The sequence below is a fragment of the Microbacterium sp. SYP-A9085 genome (genome assembly GCF_009649635.1).
Classification (GTDB): Bacteria; Actinomycetota; Actinomycetes; order Actinomycetales; family Microbacteriaceae; genus Microbacterium.
Map to the genome: position 1 here is coordinate 950,757 of NZ_WJII01000001.1, position 14,279 is coordinate 965,035.

The 14,279-nt window shown below is 68.9% G+C and carries 12 protein-coding genes; 4 read left to right on the forward strand and 8 right to left on the reverse strand.

Annotated elements, in window-relative coordinates:
• Positions 1 to 26: 26 nt before the first annotated feature.
• Positions 27 to 674, forward strand: coding sequence for a TrmH family RNA methyltransferase (locus GH740_RS04570; RefSeq protein WP_367640636.1), 648 nt, complete (start codon positions 27 to 29; stop codon positions 672 to 674).
• Positions 675 to 782: 108 nt separating this feature from the next.
• Here the strand turns inward: GH740_RS04570 and GH740_RS04575 are convergent, their stop codons facing one another.
• Both GH740_RS04575 and GH740_RS04580 read right to left on the reverse strand, forming a co-directional pair.
• Positions 783 to 2,105, reverse strand: a complete 1,323-nt coding sequence (locus tag GH740_RS04575) for an MATE family efflux transporter (RefSeq protein ID WP_367640638.1) — start codon at positions 2,103 to 2,105, stop codon at positions 783 to 785.
• A gap of 92 nt (positions 2,106 to 2,197) precedes the next feature.
• The gene (locus GH740_RS04580; RefSeq protein WP_153744813.1) at positions 2,198 to 2,755 is read right to left on the reverse strand and encodes an isochorismatase family protein; all 558 of its coding nucleotides are present in this window, start codon (positions 2,753 to 2,755) and stop codon (positions 2,198 to 2,200) included.
• Between the two features lie 111 nt (positions 2,756 to 2,866).
• Here GH740_RS04580 and GH740_RS04585 point away from each other — a divergent pair, with 111 nt between their 5' ends.
• The 3 genes from GH740_RS04585 (at position 2,867) to GH740_RS04595 (ending at position 7,530) form a co-directional block, all read left to right on the forward strand.
• Positions 2,867 to 4,831: a M13 family metallopeptidase gene (locus GH740_RS04585; protein ID WP_153744814.1), complete on the forward strand. Its 1,965-nt coding sequence runs from the start codon at positions 2,867 to 2,869 to the stop codon at positions 4,829 to 4,831.
• A gap of 101 nt (positions 4,832 to 4,932) precedes the next feature.
• Complete coding sequence (locus GH740_RS04590; protein ID WP_367640641.1) at positions 4,933 to 5,853, forward strand: serine hydrolase; 921 nt, start codon at positions 4,933 to 4,935, stop codon at positions 5,851 to 5,853.
• A gap of 207 nt (positions 5,854 to 6,060) precedes the next feature.
• Positions 6,061 to 7,530 carry an MFS transporter gene (locus tag GH740_RS04595; RefSeq protein WP_153744815.1) on the forward strand — a complete coding sequence of 490 codons (1,470 nt, stop codon included), beginning with the start codon at positions 6,061 to 6,063 and terminating at the stop codon, positions 7,528 to 7,530.
• 45 nt (positions 7,531 to 7,575) lie between these two features.
• On the opposite strand, the gene GH740_RS04600 is transcribed toward GH740_RS04595, so the two are convergent.
• The 6 genes from GH740_RS04600 to GH740_RS04625 all read right to left on the reverse strand — a co-directional run bounded on the left by GH740_RS04600 (position 7,576) and on the right by GH740_RS04625 (position 14,249).
• The gene (locus GH740_RS04600; protein WP_153744816.1) at positions 7,576 to 8,163 is read right to left on the reverse strand and encodes a PadR family transcriptional regulator; all 588 of its coding nucleotides are present in this window, start codon (positions 8,161 to 8,163) and stop codon (positions 7,576 to 7,578) included.
• Positions 8,164 to 8,337: 174 nt separating this feature from the next.
• Positions 8,338 to 9,741 carry an aminomethyltransferase family protein gene (locus GH740_RS04605; protein WP_153744817.1) on the reverse strand — a complete coding sequence of 468 codons (1,404 nt, stop codon included), beginning with the start codon at positions 9,739 to 9,741 and terminating at the stop codon, positions 8,338 to 8,340.
• A 57-nt stretch (positions 9,742 to 9,798) separates the two neighbouring features.
• The gene (purU, locus tag GH740_RS04610) at positions 9,799 to 10,671 is read right to left on the reverse strand and encodes a formyltetrahydrofolate deformylase (protein WP_153744818.1); all 873 of its coding nucleotides are present in this window, start codon (positions 10,669 to 10,671) and stop codon (positions 9,799 to 9,801) included.
• A gap of 10 nt (positions 10,672 to 10,681) precedes the next feature.
• Positions 10,682 to 11,488, reverse strand: coding sequence for a methylenetetrahydrofolate reductase (locus GH740_RS04615; protein ID WP_153745003.1), 807 nt, complete (start codon positions 11,486 to 11,488; stop codon positions 10,682 to 10,684).
• Between the two features lie 209 nt (positions 11,489 to 11,697).
• The gene (locus GH740_RS04620; RefSeq protein ID WP_153744819.1) at positions 11,698 to 12,909 is read right to left on the reverse strand and encodes a multidrug effflux MFS transporter; all 1,212 of its coding nucleotides are present in this window, start codon (positions 12,907 to 12,909) and stop codon (positions 11,698 to 11,700) included.
• 77 nt (positions 12,910 to 12,986) lie between these two features.
• On the reverse strand, positions 12,987 to 14,249 hold the full coding sequence (locus tag GH740_RS04625) for an ABC transporter substrate-binding protein (protein WP_172978281.1): 1,263 nt from the start codon (positions 14,247 to 14,249) through the stop codon (positions 12,987 to 12,989).
• Positions 14,250 to 14,279 lie beyond the last annotated feature (30 nt).

A 14,279-nucleotide genomic window follows, 5' to 3' on the forward strand; every position in this document is an offset into this window, starting at 1 on the left:
GGCTGCGCCGCGGCTACCCTGGAATCGTGACCACCGACCAGGCCGAGCCCGCGCACGGCGTCGGTCCGTGGCCGGGTGGTGCGCAGGCATGGCCCGCCGACGAGCGGTACGACACCGACCTGCTGGCGCACGGCGATCACCGCAACGTCATCGACCGGTACCGGTACTGGCGGATGGCGGCCATCGTCGCCGACCTCGACGAGCACCGGCATCCGTTCCATGTCGCGATCGAGAACTGGCAGCACGACATGAACATCGGCTCGATAGTGCGCAGCGCCAACGCGTTCGGGGCCAACACCGTGCACATCATCGGCAAGCGCCGGTGGAACCGCCGCGGCGCGATGGTCACCGACCGCTACCAGCACGTCGTCCATCACCCGGATGTCGCCACCTTCGCGCAGTGGGCGGCGGCGGCATCCATCCCCGTCATCGCCGTCGACAACCTCCCCGGCGCCGTCCCCGTGCAGGATGCCGGGCTTCCCGAACAGTGCGTGCTCCTGTTCGGGCAGGAGGGCCCGGGCCTTTCCTCGGAGGCGCTGGATGCCGCCGCCTCGCTCGTCGAGATCACGCAGTACGGCTCGACCCGCTCGATCAATGCGAGCGCCGCCGCGGCGGTGATCATGTACGAATGGTGCCGCCGCTGGGCCCAGCCGCGGTCCATGCCGAACGTGTGACGCATCAACGCCGGCACATCGCGGTCGAGTCGGGCCGCCGATCGATCTGTCGATCTCGCTGCGGTCAGCCCTCGAGTCGCTGGCCGATGCGCGTGAGCCGAATGCGCCTCACGCGGGCTGGGCCATCCACGCGGGGCGTCGGATGCGCCAGCCCAGCGTGAGGAGGCGGGCGAGCATGTACACGCCGAAGAACGCGACGGCCAGCCACGTGAGTCCGTCGGCTCCGCCCGGATGCCACAGTCCCAGCGCCGCGAGCACCGGGAGGTATACCACGAGGTTCAGCCCGCCGGCCACCGCGAGATAGCGGGCGTCGTTCGCGCCGATCAGCACGCCGTCCAGGACGAACACGACGCCGCACACCGGCTGCGCGATCGCCAGGACCACGAGGGCCGGCTGCACGAGGGCGGCGAGCGCGGCGTCGCCGGTGAACAGCATCCCGATCCATCCCGAGCCGAGCCCGATGGCGACGCCGACGACGACCCCGAACCCCGCCCCCCAGGCCAGCGTGCGCCGCAGCACCCGTCGCACGTGGCTGATCGATCCGGCGCCGAGGCTCTTACCGATCAGCGCCTGCGCGGCGATAGCGAGCGCGTCCAGGGCGAACGCCGCCGTCGAGAATATCGTGAACGCGACCTGCCATCCCGCCAGTTCGTGGGTGCCGAACGCCGTCGCCACGGCCACCGTCGACAGCAGCGCGAGTCGCAGTGACACGGTGCGCAGGAACATCCACATTCCCGAGCGTGCCGAGCCCCGCACGCCGTCGCGCTGCGGCCGGAGCCTGGCGCGGTGCCGTCGCGCGAGGCGCCCGACCACCGCCACGTACGCGGCCACCATGCTCCACTGCGCGACGACGGTCCCCGCCGCGGAGCCGGCGATGCCCCAGCCGAGGCCGTAGATGAACAGCGCGTTCAGCGCCGCGTTCAGCGCGAAGCCGGTCCCGGCGACCCACAGCGGTGTGACGGTGTCCTGCAGCCCCCGCAGCAGCCCGGTCGCGGCGAACACGATGAGCATCGCCGGCAAGCCCCACATCGAGATCCCGAGGTACGTGCGGGCGTCGGCGGCGACCTCGGGTCCCGCGCCGAACAGCGCCACAAGCGCCGGCGTGGACAGGTAGCCGACCAACGCGAGCAGGGCCCCGAGCCCCAGCGCCAGCCACATCCCGTCGATGCCGACCGATACCGCCCTCGGCGTGTCGCCCGCGCCGAAGCGCCGGGCCACCGCGGGCGTCGTCGAATAGGCGAGGAACACCATGAGACCGACGATCGTCTGCAGCACCGCCGACGCGATGCCCAGCGCGGCCAGCGGCACCACCCCGAGGTGGCCGACCAGGGCGGAGTCGACGATGAGGAACAGCGGCTCGGCGATGAGGGCGCCCAGCGCCGGCACGGCGAGCCGCAGGATGTCGCGGTTCAGCGTGTCGGTGGTGCGCACGATCCGAGCCTACGGGGACGGTCGACTTCCCCGCCGATGCGCACACCGCGGAGCAGGACTCGGCTCAGGGAGGGACCCCGACCCGCCGAGCCTCAGCCCTCGGTGAAGGCGACGTCGGATGCCGCGACCACCGCGGCCGTCCGCCCCGGCGCCCCCTGACCCGACCAGTACATGTTCGTGTGGGCGATCACCTGCGGGACCGGCGGCGCGCCCCATGCGGACTTGTCGCCGGCCGTGTGCGCGTCGCCCACCAGGGTGGTGTCATACCCCCGGGTGAACGCGCCGTGGATCGTGGAGCGGATGCAGGCGTCGGTCTCGGCGCCGCTCACGATGAGGCGGCCCACCCCGAGCCGGGTGAGCACGTCTTCCAGGTCGGTCCCCTCAAACGCGTCGCCGTACTCCTTGTGGACCACGGACTCGGCGGCATCCGGCACCAGCTCGGGGACGATCCGCCACCCCGCCGTGCCGGGCACCAGCTCCTCATCCTGATGCTGCACCCACACCACCGGCGTGTCCGCCGTGCGAGCCCGCTCGACGAGGTCGCGGATGTGAGCGACGACGTCGTCTCGCGCGTACGCCCCCTCCACCACGTCGTTCTGGACGTCCACCACGAGCAGCGCGGTGTGCGGTCGGTCGGTCAGTGTCTTCATGTCGGCCTCCTCGTCTTCGCTCCAGCGTAAGACTCGCCGTGGACATCGGCGGGGACCGGATTCGCCGGAGCGCACCCCACCGGCGTCGCCGGGGCGGCCTATTCTGGAAGGATGACCGACACCCCCCGTTCGGGCCTGGAGATCGACGCGTTCAGCACAGACATCCGCCCGCAGGACGACCTGTTCCGCCACGTCAACGGCACCTGGATCTCGACGACCGAGATCCCCGACGACAAGGCGCGATGGGGCTCGTTCCACTTCCTCGCCGAGCAGGCGGAGAAGGATGTCCGCGGCATCATCGAGGAGTCGCAGGATGCTGCGCCCGGTACCGAGGCCCGCAAGGTCGGCGACCTGTACACCAGCTTCATGGACACCGAACGGACGGCAGCGTTGGGCACCGAGCCGATCGCCGCGCAGCTGGCCGACGTGGACGGGATCGACTCGATCCCCGCGTTCCTCGCGGCCGTGGGCCGCCTGGAGCGCGACGGCGTCGGCGGCCTCATCGACCTGTATGTCGAGCCCGACCCCGGCAACCCCGAGCGGTATGTGCCGTTCCTGATCCAGGCCGGCATCACGCTGCCCGACGAAAGCTATTTCCGTCTCGACAGCTTCGCCACCACACGGGACGCCTACCGCGGCCACATCGCCCGGATCCTCGAAATCGCGGGCGTCGCGGACGCGACATCCGCCGCCGAGCGCATCTTCGCGCTGGAAGCCGACATCGCAGGCCACCACTGGGACAACGTGCGCAGCCGCGACGCTGTCGCGACGTACAACCTGAAGACCTGGGACGAGCTGACGGCTCTCGCCGGCATCGACCTCGCACCGTGGCGCGCCACTGTCGCGCCCGGTCGCGAGGACGCGTTCGCCGAGGTCGTCGTGTACCAGCCCAGCTTCCTCGAGGGGCTCGGGTCGCTGCTGGTGGACGAGCGCCTCGAGGACTGGAAGGCGTGGCTGCGCTTCAAGATCGTGCACGCCGCGGCGCCGTTCCTCACCGACGAGCTCGTCGACGAGAACTTCGCGTTCTACGGCACACAGCTCACCGGCGTGCCGGTCAACCGGGAGCGCTGGAAGCGCGGCGTCGGCATCGTCGAGGCCGCGATGGGCGAGGGCGTGGGCCGCGTGTATGTGGAGCGCCACTTCCCGCCCGCCGCGAAGGAGGCGATGGACGAGCTGGTCGGCAATCTCATCGAGGCGTACCGGAGCAGCATCGCCGACCTGGAGTGGATGAGCCCGGAAACGCGCCAGCGGGCGCTCGGCAAGCTCGACGCCTTCACCCCGAAGATCGGGTATCCGGTGAAGTGGCGCGACTATTCGGCGCTGCACATCGACGCGGCCGATCTCGTCGGCAACGTCCGCCGCGCGCACGTGTTCGAGCACGATCGTCAGCTGGCCAAGGTCGGCGCGCCGATCGACCGCGACGAGTGGTTCATGACCCCGCAGACGGTCAACGCCTACTACAACCCGCTGATGAACGAGATAGTGTTCCCGGCGGCGATCCTGCAGTACCCGTTCTTCGACGCGCAGCGGGATGCCGCCGCGAACTACGGCGGCATCGGATCGGTCATCGGGCACGAGATCGGGCACGGCTTCGACGACCAGGGCAGCCGCTACGACGGCGACGGCAAGCTCGAGGACTGGTGGACCGATGAGGACCGCGCCGCGTTCGAGGAGCGGACCAAGAGCCTCATCGCCCAGTACGACGCGCTCGTGCCGGCAGGGCTGCCCGACGACAACCACGTCAACGGGGCGCTCACGATCGGCGAGAACATCGGCGACCTCGGTGGCCTCGGCATCGCGATCAAGGCGTATGCACTCGCCCTGGCCGACGCCGAGGCGCCCGAGATCGACGGCTACACCGGCATCCAGCGGCTGCTGCTGAGCTGGGGCCAGGTGTGGCGGCAGAAAGGCCGGGATGCCGAGACCATCCGCCTGCTGACGATCGACCCGCATTCGCCCAACGAGTTCCGGTGCAACCAGATAGTGCGCAACGTGGATGCGTTCTACGATGCGTTCGGGGTGACCGAATCCGACAGGCTCTGGCTGCCGGCCGCCGAGCGGGTCACCATCTGGTGACCGGATGCCACGGCATCCCCGGCTCTGACGCAGACAACTGAACAGAACACGTGCGCGTGACCGCGCGCACGAAGGACCCACAATGATCGGGAAGGAACAGCGTGGGTACGCCCGCAGAACCCCCCAGGGACACGGCGTCGCTTCGGGGGTCACGACGCAGCAGCAGACGACTGCCCCGGAGAACGGCAGCCGGACGACGCACCTTCACCTCGACGCTGAAGGCGCTGGACGAGCTCGCCGCGACGGGGGCGAAGGTCTCGGTCCGCGTCGACGATCTGGACCGCGGCACCGCGGTCATCAGCGGAGACGATTTCGTCACGCTGCCGGTGGCGGGCCTGGGCATCGTGCCGCTGCTGATCGAGGTGGCGGCGGAGATCGACGCGGGCACGCTGGACGCGCTGGAGATCATCGACCGCGGCACCATCGACCGGGTCGAGGTGGGCGGCCTGTGGCAGCATCTGAAGGCGCCCGCGCTGCCCATCGTGGACCTCGCGGTGCTGGCCGCCGGCGGCGGTGACGCGTCCGCCGCGAACGCCCTCATGGCCAAGGTCGGTCTGCCGGCCGTTCGCGACCGGATCGAGCAGCTGGGACTGGAGCGGTCCGCGCTGATCGACCGGTTCCGCGACGTGCGCGGCCCGGATGACGCGCCGCAGGTCGCTCTCGGCACCACGCGCGAACTCGCGCACCTGTTCGCGGCGCTCGTGAACTCCGAAGTGGTCACCCCCGCCGTCAGCGCCCAGGTCGCCGAGTGGCTGAGCCTGAACCACGACTTGTCCCTGGTGGCATCCGCGACCGGCCTCGACCCGTTCGCGCACTTCAACGACGAGCACGGGCTGCTGTTCATCAACAAGACCGGCCGGGATGCCGGCATCCGTGCCGAAGCGGGCGTCATCGCGGGCCCGCGCGCGGGCCTGTCCTACGCGCTGACGGTGTGCTTCGACGACCTGTCGATCATGCACCGGCTGCGAGCGCACGAGGCGTTCCGCACGCTCGGCGTCGAGCTCATGGAGTACGTGTTCTAGGGGCGACGACACGGAATCGGATCGCCGCGCGCTGATCCGGTGCCACGGGGTGCGCGGTGGTAAGTTTCCAACCGCTCGGCAGCTTCGATGCGCGCCGGCGATGTCCGACCCGATGCGATCCCACACCGTCGTGCGTCACCGATCCTGACGGAACTCATCACAATGCGGTGAAAGGGGTACGGTCATGCGGTGTACGGGGAAGGCATCATGAGCGGGACGGCCGGCACGGTGGGTGCCGCCGACAGCGGGAGCCTCGGGGAGGCGATCCCGCACGAATCGCGCCAGGTGATGGCGCGGCTGGACCGGATCAGGACGTGGTCCCTCTCACCCGCGTTCCTGACGATCATCGGACTCGGGTTCCTGTTCACGTTCTATGACATCTTCGACATCAACGTGTCGTTCGTGCAGACGTGTACGCAGCTGGTTCCGGGCTGCACGCCCGAGACCGCGCTGAACTACCTGGCGCTGCCGACGATCCTGAATCTGCTGGGATACGTCGTGGGCACCCTGGTGCTCAGCCCGCTGTCCGACCGCATCGGGCGCCGGAACATGCTGTTGATCACGATGCTGATCACCGGGCTCGGCTCGCTGTACACGGCCCTGTCGCCGGACTACGCCAACTTCGTGGTGTCCCGCGCCATCACCGGCATCGGCATCGGTGCGGACCTCGCGATAGTGAACACGTACGTCGGCGAGGTCGCACCGAAGCAGTCCCGCGCGAAGTTCACGACGGTCGTGTTCATCATGTCGGCGGTCGGCGCGTTCGTCGGCATCTGGCTGGGACTGATCCTCACCACGCCGAGCACGCCGTGGCCGATGGGGTTGCCGTTCGCTGTGGGCCTGGAGACCGGCTGGCGCTGGATGTACGTGGTCGGCGCCGCGCTGGCGATCATCGCGATCGTCCTCCGGTTCCAGCTGCCCGAGTCGGTGCGGTGGCTGCTGCAGCAGGGGCGGACCGCGGATGCCGCCACCCTGGCGGACCAGATGGAACAGCGCGCGCTGCGCAAGGGGCCGCTGGCGGAGCCCGCCCTGCAGGGCACGCCCACGCACTGGCCGCCGGCCAAGCGCGTCCCCTACGCCGACATCTTCGGCAACCCGGTGTACCTTCGCCGCGTCATCCTGCTGTTCTTCATGTGGCTCGTCGGGTACATCACGGTGTACGCCTACGCGGCAGGGTTCACGTCGGTGCTCACCTCGCTGAAGTTCAGCCCGCCCGAGGCCGGCATCATCGCGGCGGTCGGATCGCTCGGCTTCATCATCGAGGCGGTCGTGATGTCCTTCATCGTGGAGAAGCTCGAGCGTCGCTACTGGCTGCCGATCGGGACTGTCGTCACGTTCATCGGCGCTATCGTCGTCGCGGTGGGCAGCAGCTCCCTGGTCGTCGTCTTCATCGGCGCGATGATCATCTTCGCCGGCTTCAACCTGTGGGTCTCGCCGAGCTACGCGATGACGATCGAGAGCTTCCCCACCCGGGCGCGGTCGACCGGCTTCGCCATCGTCGACGGCGTCGGCCACATCGGCGGTGGGATCGGTATCCTCATCCTCGCGCCGCTGATCCCGCACCTGTCGGTGTTCTGGGCGCTCATGCTGATCTCGTCGTTCCTGATCGTCGCGTCGATCCTGGCCCAGTTCGCCCCGCACACCCGGAACCGGGTGTTCGAGGAGGTGTCCCCGTAGCGGTTCAGCGGTGAGGGATGCCGCGTCGCGGCATCCCTCCGATGCTCAGCCGGCGGCTTCCAGACGGTCGACGAGCTTGAGCCCGCGCCGGGCCCACGCGATCTCGCCGCGGGCGCGCTCGGCCAGTCCTTCGTACGCGAAGCGCTTGTACGCGAGCGTGCGCTCGTGCTCGGCGGGCGGCGTGATCTCGAGGCGGCGGACGAGCATCGGGTTGCTCAGGTGCTCGATGTGGTTGAGCTCGCCCTCGAACTGCTCGAGCTCGCTCTCCCAGTAGGCGACGTGCCGGTTCAGGAAGTCACGCGCGGCATCCGGGGTCGTGTTCTCGAGGTATGCCGCCCGCAGATGCGCGGGGTCCCGCACGCGCTGGTAGTCCAGCGGCGACGCCATCCACGTGCGGTAGGCGGCATCCCCCTCCGCCGTGACGTGGTAGACACGCCGCGTGCCGCGGGCGCCGCGCACCTGCTCCTCGCCCTCGATGAGACCGTCGGCCTCCATCTTGCGCAGCTCGGGGTAGATCTGGGAGTCGGGGGCATGCCAGACGTGTCCGACGGATTGCGAGAACTGCTTCTGCAGGTCGTAGCCGGACAGCGGGCCCACGCGCAGGATCGCCAGCAGGGCGTAACGCAGACTCATGCGTCTCCTTCCTCGGCGTGCCAACATCGACGGGAACCGCACGTTCACACCACAGGAAATTCTGTAGCGGCCGCGGAGAACACGCCGATGACGCGGCCGGAATGCCAGAACTTCCTGAAATGTGAACGCGGCGGGGGCGGAGGCCGCACCCCGCCGCGTTCAGCGGTCGGCAGGTCAGTCGTGCTTGTACCCGGTGCGCCATCCACCCTGGTAGGTCTGGCGGGCGACCGTGGAGTACGGCACGGGGCTGACGACGGCACGCACGGCGAGCTGCTTGTGCGGCTCCACCGTCGCCTTGGAGGTGTTCGGGTCCTCGCCCCACAGCACCTTGACTTCGGCGCCCTCGGGAACGTCGGGGTCGACCGTGGCCAGCGACAGCGCGCGGCGCTCGTTCGAGCTGTAGCCGGTGAACATCGAGAAGCCCACGACGTTGCCGTCGGCGTCCACGACCGAGTCGTAGTTCGCCGAGCCGTAGTTGGCCAGCGGCAGGTCGAAGAACTTGTAGCTCGGGCCCTCGACGTCGAACAGCGACGCGTACAGCTTCGTCATGTCCTCCGGCTCCCATGCCAGCGTCACCTTGCGGCGCTGCGTGGCCGGGTCGACCTTCTCGAGGGCGTCACGGCCGATGAAGTCGTGGTCGAACTTCACGAACGAGCCGTACCCGAGCTCCCACGGGGTCAGGTAGTAGTCCTCGATGTTGTCCGAGACGAACGAGCCGGCGAGCGTGCCGGTGGCCTCGTAGCTGTCCACGCCCAGCCACTCGCGGTAGCCGCGCTCGGCCTCACCGGTGTAGATGGCCGGCAGCGGCGAGGGGATCCAGCCGGACTCCAGCGTGTTCGACGGGTACGCACGCGATCCGACCGGCAGCAGACCGAACTCGGCGCCCGCCTCGACGATGGCGTCGCGGATGGCGTCGTGGTCCTCGTACGGGCCCCAGATCTCCAGGCCCGGAGCACCGGCCATGCCGTGGCGCAGCGTGCGCACCTGGCGGCCGGCGATCGTCATGGTCGCCATGCTGAAGAAGCGCAGCTGCTCGAGCGGGCCGCCGTTGAGCTTCTCGATGACCTGCCAGGCGTTCGGGCCCTGGATCTGGAAGCGGTGGTAGCGACGCGAGACGCTGTGCCCGTAGGGGCGCGAGTTCGAGCGGCGGTCGACGGTCAGCTCCAGGTTCTGGTAGCCGCCGGTCTCACCGTGGTACCACAGCCAGTTCGACGCCGGCGCGCGGCCGACGTACACGTACTCGTCCTCGGCCTCACGGAACAGGATGCCGTCGCCGATGACGTGGCCGCCGGAGGTGGTCGGCACGTACTGCTTGGCGCGGTCGACGGGGAAGTTCGACACCGAGTTGATCGCGGTGTCGCTGATGAGCTTGATCGCGTCGGAGCCCTTCAGGAACACGTTGTCCATGTGGTGCGACTGGTCGTAGAGGACCGCCGTGTCGCGCCAGGCCTTCTGCTCCTTGATCCAGTGCGTGAAGTCGGCGGGTACGACCGGGTAGATGTACGACCCGATCTTCGAGTTGCGCAGAAGCTCGACCGGGTTTGTCTGGTCGACCAGCTGCTGAAGGTTGTCAGCCATGGGAACCTCTCTGTTTCATGATTTCTTCGGGTGGATTGGGGCTTTCGTCTCTGGGGTTCAGAAGACGATGGTGTGGTTGCCGTGTCGGATGACGCGGTCTTCGGCGTGCCATTGCACGGCGCGGGACAGGACGGCGCGTTCCACGTAGGCGCCGCGGGCCTGCAGGTCGGCGGCGTTCATGGAGTGGTTCACGCGGGCGACGTCCTGCTCGATGATGGGGCCCTCGTCGAGGTCCTTCGTGACGTAGTGGGATGTCGCCCCGATCAGCTTCACACCGCGTTCGGCGGCCTTCCGGTAGGGGGCGGCGCCGATGAAGGCGGGCAGGAAGGAGTGGTGGATGTTGATCACCGGCACCCCGACCTGGTCCAGGAAGTCCTCGCTGATGATCTGCATGTACCGGGCCAGGACCAGGAAGTCGACGTTGCCCCGCACCAGTTCCAGGATCTTCGCCTCGGCCTCGGACTTGTCCGGGCCGGCGGAGGGGACGTGGAAGAACGGGATACCGAAGGAGCGTACGTCTTCCGCGGTGTTGGTGTGGTTGCTGATCACCATCGGGATGGTCACCGGCAGCTCACCGCGGCGGTGCCGCCACAGCAGCTCGAGCAGGCAGTGGTCGGATGTGGAGGCGAGGATCGCCATCCGCTTGGGGATGGACTGGTCGGTGATCGTCCAGCTGACCCCGAGCGGGGACAGTGTGGCCCCCAGGTCGGCTTCGATCTCCGGCAGGGACGCGGCCAGGTCCCGGCGGTGGAACACCACCCGCTGGAAGAACGCGCCGCCCTCCGGGTCACTGGTGTATTGGTCCAGGGTGACGATGTTGCCCTGGTTACGGGTGATCAGTCCGGACACCGCCGCGACCAGACCCGGCTGGTCGGGGCCGTGCACGATCAGGCACGCGTGATCTGCGCGCAACTCGATATGCGGAGACATGTGATCCTCCTCAGGCCTGCGCGGCGCGGTACTCGGCCACCCATTCGGACGTGGCCCGCAGGCCGCCGAACGTGTAGAAGTGCAGCTTCACCGGTCCGGCCGCCTCGTCCTTGCCCAGCAGCGCGGACAGGTCGGACACGAACCGGTCCGGTCCCGCGGTGCCCATCAGGTTCGTCAGGGAGAACCCGTACTTCTTCACGATCATCGCGTTCGCGCCGATCCCGAACCGGCGGGCGAAGCCGAGCAGGCGTTTGATGCCGGCCGGTCCCGGCGTTCCGATCCGGATCTCGGTGTCGATCCCGCGGGAACGCACGTCCTTGATCCAGCCCATCACCGGGTCGGTGTCGAACGAGAACTGGGTCAGGATCACGGCATCCAGCCCCTGCTCCTTCAGCGCCGCGGACTTGTCCTCCAGGTGCCGCCACAGCACGTCGTCCTTGATGTCGGGGTGCCCCTCCGGGTACCCGGCGATCGAGACCTCCTTGACCCCGTACTTCTGCAGGATGCCGGTGCGGATCACGGACAGCGAATCCGGGTACGGGCCCTCCGGCACGGCCGGGTCGCCGCCGACGCTGAACACGTGCTCGGTCGCGCCGACCTCCTGCAGCCGGCCCAGGAACTCCTCCAGCTGGTCCTGGCTCTTCAGCCGCCGGGCCGAGATGTGCGGGACCGGGACGAACCCGAGATCCTTGACCGCCTTGGACGCGGCCACCCGCATCTCGAGGTCCTCATTGCCCAGGAACGTCACATTGATCTTCGTCCCGGCAGGGATCACCGACGCCGCTTCCTGCAGGCCCGGGACATCCTTCCCGGTCATCTCCAGCGAGAAGCCGTCCACCAGCTCCAACGCCGCGGTCTTATCGGGTGCGGGCGCGATGTGTGCCACGTCGAGTCCTTCCTCATCCGAGAGCGCTGCTCTGCGTCTCACTGGACCACACTTTACCTATGCGCATAGGTAAAGGCAAGAGGGAATTCGCGACTCCCTTCGCGGCTGTGTGCGCCGGCGCGGGCGATCCCAGTCTCGGCTCAGCGCACGGGCTCCGCGGCTCGGGCGGCGAGGGATGCCGCGATCAGGCCGATCGCCGGCGACACGGCCATCACGATTGTCGCGGGGACGGCCGTGGTGGTGCCCGCGATGCCGCCCAACGGCGACACTATGGCCCCCATCAAGAACTGCGTGAAGCCCAGGAGCGCCGATCCGGTGCCGGCCGTCGGCCCCGCCGCACCCACCGCGAGCGCCGACCCCGTCGACATCATCGTGCCGCATCCCGCGCAGAACGCGACGACCAGCGGCAGGTAGGTCACCAGCGTGAGCGACTGCGTCGCCGCGAGGGCTGCCGCGACGAGCGCCGCGCTCAGCGCGAGCAGCTGGCCGAAGCGCAGGATGCGTGCGGGCCGCCACCGTGCCGCAAGCCGGCCGCTGAGCCAGGCGCCGGCCATGACGGCGACCGAGGTCGCGGTGAAGGTGAGCCCATAGCCGAACGGCGAGATGCCGAGAACGTCCTGCACGATGAATGAGGACGAGCCGATGTAGCTCATCAGGGCCGCGTACGCGGCGCCGAAGGAGATCACCCATCCCACGAACCGGCGGTCCCGGAGCAGCCGCGCCATCGTCCGGCCGATCGCACGGGGGGTGGGCGGGTGCCGCCGCTGTGGCGGCAGGCTCTCGGGGATCGCGAGCGCCGCCGTCGTCAGCATCCCGGCCGCGAGGACCGCCAGTCCGAGCAGCGCGGTGCGCCAGCCGCCGACCTCGGTCAACCAGGCGCCGAGGGGGCTGGCGACCGCCGGGCCCAGGGCGGTCATAATCCAGAGCCGGCTGAACGCCCGCACGGCGTCTTCGGGAGCGCTGAGGTCGGACACCACGGCGCGGGCGAGGACGGAGCCGGCCGCGCCGGCGAATCCCTGTATGCACCGGACCGTGACGAGCATCCCGATCACGGGGCTGGCCGCGGCCAGGAAACAGCACGCCGTGAACACGGCGAGCGCGGCGATGAGCGTGCGTCGCCGGCCGAAGACATCCGAGACCGAGCCGATGACCAACTGGCCGAGCGCCGAGCCGACCAGGAAGGCGGTCAGCGTCAGCTGCACGACCGACGCGGACGCACCCAGATCACCGGCGATGTCGGGGAACGCCGGAAGATACAGATCCGTGGACAGCGAGCCGGCCATCGCGAGGTAGCCGAGCGCCGCCGTCATGCCGGGGCCGAGACGGCGGGCTCGACCGGAGGGGTGGGTCACAGGATCTCCTCAGACGGTGATCGAGCCCGCCGGAAAGACCCGGCGGACTCGATCGTTCAGTGGGGAGGCAGAAGGGCTCAGCCTACCGAGACCTTCTTCCAGTCGCCGTTCTCGAAGTGGCGGACCACCACGTGCGAGATCGGGGGCACGGTCACGTCGCCGCCGTCGAAGGAGAGGTCGTCGAGGACCAGGTCGATGTTCTCGTCGGTCATCCCCTGGATCGCCTGCATGAAGGCCTCGCGGTTCGGCGCCTTGGTCTGCTCGAGGGTCTTCACCATGGAGTCGGCCATCCCCCAGCCGAAGATCGTGTTGATGAAGCAGACGTCCACCTTGGGGTCGCGCTGCTTCATGACCTTCTTGTACCGCACCACGTCGTCGTCGTTCTCGAACTGGGCATCGCACGGGTCCTTCGTGAAGGCGCCCGAGTACAGCTGAGGCAGGAAGTCACCGGCCTTCGCGGCAGTGACCACGCTGCGCGCGGCCGACACGATCGGCAGGTACGTCGTCGGGTGCCACTGCAGCTCGCCGAGCTTCTCGAGGACCCGGCTCTGCGCGGGGGGCACGTTCACGCCGGAGAACAGGGCGTCCGCGCCGGTCGCGGCCAGCGACGAGACCTGGCTGTCGTACACCGTGTCGGTGGGTGCGAAGCGGGCCTCCTTCACCAGGGTGACCTTCGAGCCCTCGATCGAGGCCTTCAGACCCTCCAGGTACGCGTCGCCCTGGTCGTCGTTTTGCGCGAGGAAGGCGACCTTGAGCGGCTTGTCGAGGGAGACCAGGTACTTGCCGAAGGTCGAGGCCTCGGTCTGGTAGGTCGGCCACCAGCCCACGGTGTACGGGTTCGCCTTGCGGTCCTGGCTGAACACTGCGGCGCCGGTGCCGAGGTACACCTGCGGCACCTTCAGGTCGTTGGCCACCGGCATCGCGGCGAGGTTCGACGCGGTGCCGAACATGCCGAACGTCCCGAAGACCTGGTCCTGGTCGACCAGGCGGCGGAAGTTCTGCACAAGACGGGCCGGGTCGTACGCGTCGTCGTAGTACACGAAGTCGATCGTGCGCGTCTTACCGTCGCCCATCTTCACGCCGCCGGCGTCGTTGACCTCGTCGATGTAGGCCTTCGTGGCGGCCAGCTGCGTCTGTCCGTTGCGTGAGAGCGGTCCGGACAGCGGGAAGCTGCCGCCGAGCTTGATCGTCGTGTCCGTGATCCCCGGTGAGGACTTCGCCTGGTCCGCGTTGTTACCGTTGCCGCCGTCGTCGGCTCGGCCGCACCCGGTGAGGGCTATGGCCAGGATGCTGACAGCCGCCGTCGCGACGGCGAGGCGCTTTCCTATCCGAATCATCATCGACTCCATTTCTTCATGTGATCTCTTCTT

Bases quoted from the DNA above. Each gene is read 5' to 3' on its own strand.
- GH740_RS04580 (WP_153744813.1), bottom strand. From the start codon at position 2,755: ATGAAGACACTGACCGACCGACCGCACACCGCGCTGCTCGTGGTGGAC.
- GH740_RS04585 (WP_153744814.1), top strand. From the start codon at position 2,867: ATGACCGACACCCCCCGTTCGGGCCTGGAGATCGACGCGTTCAGCACA.
- GH740_RS04595 (WP_153744815.1), top strand. From the start codon at position 6,061: ATGAGCGGGACGGCCGGCACGGTGGGTGCCGCCGACAGCGGGAGCCTC.
- GH740_RS04600 (WP_153744816.1), bottom strand. From the start codon at position 8,163: ATGAGTCTGCGTTACGCCCTGCTGGCGATCCTGCGCGTGGGCCCGCTG.
- GH740_RS04605 (WP_153744817.1), bottom strand. From the start codon at position 9,741: ATGGCTGACAACCTTCAGCAGCTGGTCGACCAGACAAACCCGGTCGAG.
- purU (WP_153744818.1), bottom strand. From the start codon at position 10,671: ATGTCTCCGCATATCGAGTTGCGCGCAGATCACGCGTGCCTGATCGTG.
- GH740_RS04615 (WP_153745003.1), bottom strand. From the start codon at position 11,488: ATGACCGGGAAGGATGTCCCGGGCCTGCAGGAAGCGGCGTCGGTGATC.
- GH740_RS04625 (WP_172978281.1), bottom strand. From the start codon at position 14,249: ATGATGATTCGGATAGGAAAGCGCCTCGCCGTCGCGACGGCGGCTGTC.